The sequence below is a fragment of the Ligilactobacillus sp. genome (assembly GCF_036846325.1).
GTDB lineage: Bacteria > Bacillota > Bacilli > Lactobacillales > Lactobacillaceae > Ligilactobacillus.
Genome location: NZ_DAIUCE010000192.1, coordinates 1 through 1,663 on the forward strand (window position 1 = coordinate 1; position 1,663 = coordinate 1,663).

Below are 1,663 nucleotides of genomic sequence, written 5' to 3' on the forward strand. Positions count from 1 at the left end.
CATTGTTCATCCTCCTGGTGTTTTTTGTTTTTGTCTAATTTAAATTATACCTGGGAGATGAGCACTTGGCTCTCTTTTTTTATCAATTTACACCATTATACGGGCATAACCGATGAAGTCATCACTTACTGCATAAATTCGCTGAAATCATGGTTAATGATTTCCCGGCATGAAAAAATGCCATTGTCATACGAACATTTGAAGATGGCGCAATTTTTGATGCCACGCTTGTAGTGTGCAATGTTATAATCTTCAAACGATCGAATGAAGTTGGCGCACGCTGCACCATGAGAAACTGCCAGAATATTTTGCCCCTCTGCATTTTCCATAACATCGGTCAGCGTCCTGACGATTCGCTGCATCAGTTCGTCCTGCGTTTCGCCACCGAAATTTCTTAAAGAAATCCCCGTAAGGAAACGGTGGATTCAAACACTCGTCCTTGCCTTCAAATGCTCCGAAGTTCCATTCCTTCAGACGCACGTACGGCAACTTCTGCCTGCCTGATTCCGACTTCAGTCAAGGGTGCATCGCACCAACCCTGAATCTTGTGCTGCACGTTAAACAGCATCTGCCCATGTCGCATAATGTATAAAGTCTTCATAGAAATCCCTCCAAGATATTACTGCAGTTATTATAAAACCTTCGAGTCAGCTTCAATCAAGGAATATTTTCAGCCTTTTGCTGCAATTTTTTTCAAATACTCATACATTTCCCGACTATGGGAACGCTCTCTGACAAAAAGTTTCCGCAACGCCACATCACGAATTTCTGCTTCCTTGAAAAAACTTTGTTATTTGTCCTTCAACCCCATTTTTCAGATTGCTTCTCAACCTATTCTTTCAGAGAAGATTCTCCTCAATTCCTTTATTTCTTCCTCGGACAACACATCTTCGTCAATCAACACAAACTGGTTCGCAACGTTCTTCAAGTAGAAATAATTCCTGAACTCCCCCCACTCCCTGTAGGCATCCCATGAATCTCTTCCGCTGCCGACCTGTGATTCAAACCCGATTCCGTCTTCATCAATATGGTAAATCCGGTATCCTGACGTCAGATTTCTATCCATGCGCTTCGTTCTCTGATCGATGAAGTATCCGCGCATGCTTAGGACAAGCATGACAGTGATTACGAAAAACACTGCAAAAAGAACGGATCTCAGAGTTCTTTCGGTCTCAACCGTCAATGCAAGCCATGCAAAATACAGTGTCAAAATCCCGGTAACTGCCACTGCAGCCATTTTCCTGCCCTTGTTTCTTCTGAGCATTATCTCCCTTAAGACTTCAAGCAGTTCCTCTGTAACCTCAACTCGACAGTTAATCATTTAGAATCCCCCGTTTCATACCTTTTATATCGTTTATCCTCTTCAAAGAGTTCTGCGCCCCTTTCAAGCAGTCTCTCATCCAGGGGCCTTTTCGTGATTCCCGAAAGATGGACAATCCCGATTCCCCGGGTGTATTCTTCCAGAGCCTGCATAAAGACGGCCTTGACGCCGATGTTTGTCATCAAAGGGTCAACATCCTTCTTCAACGCTCTTGCACGAATAAGGTACTTTATGCTGACGACCTGACCTGTCATCAGGTAGAAATTGACATAAAAATGAGTTGTCCCGATTCCCCGTTCGTCAATCCACATCATCGCTATCAGATTGCGCGGCACAAAGAAT

Annotated in this window: 4 protein-coding genes; all 4 read right to left on the reverse strand. The window is 43.7% G+C overall.

The annotated features are described in order from the left end of the window. Positions 1-125: 125 nt before the first annotated feature. Entirely contained in the window at positions 126-362 is a 237-nt protein-coding gene (locus V7Z60_RS10295) for a histidine phosphatase family protein (protein ID WP_442918919.1), read from the reverse strand. An 83-nt stretch (positions 363-445) separates the two neighbouring features. Further along, a complete protein-coding gene (locus V7Z60_RS10300; RefSeq protein WP_442918920.1) occupies positions 446-601 on the reverse strand; it encodes a histidine phosphatase family protein in 156 nt (51 codons plus the stop codon). Between the two features lie 225 nt (positions 602-826). Beyond that, entirely contained in the window at positions 827-1,321 is a 495-nt protein-coding gene (locus tag V7Z60_RS10080) for a YcxB family protein (protein WP_334117673.1), read from the reverse strand. Continuing rightward, a partial coding sequence (locus tag V7Z60_RS10085) for a hypothetical protein (RefSeq protein WP_334117674.1) occupies positions 1,318-1,663 on the reverse strand: 346 nt, incomplete at its 5' end. The genes V7Z60_RS10085 and V7Z60_RS10080, both read right to left, overlap by 4 nt.